1 protein-coding gene is annotated in these 202 nt (G+C 46.5%); it reads left to right on the forward strand.

Annotated elements, in window-relative coordinates:
• A partial coding sequence (locus tag AB4653_RS23855; RefSeq protein ID WP_372105484.1) for a hypothetical protein occupies positions 1-202 on the forward strand: 202 nt, incomplete at both ends.

Here is a 202-nt window from a genome sequence, read left to right on the forward strand (position 1 = left end):
AATCGTTGCTTACATGAATACTAAAGGCATGAACAGCAAGTTAGCTCCTAGTTCGGAAGCAGCGACAGTAGCTCCTGCTACAGAAAGCACGAGCAATGACCTAAATCCTGCTCATGTTCAATCAACAATGATGGAAGTGGTTGCCGATAAAACTGGCTACCCAGCAGAAATGCTCGACCTAGCGATGGACATGGAAGCAGAC

It is taken from the genome of Vibrio sp. 10N.222.48.A3 (assembly GCF_041475345.1).
In the GTDB taxonomy this organism is placed as follows: domain Bacteria; phylum Pseudomonadota; class Gammaproteobacteria; order Enterobacterales; family Vibrionaceae; genus Vibrio; species Vibrio tasmaniensis_A.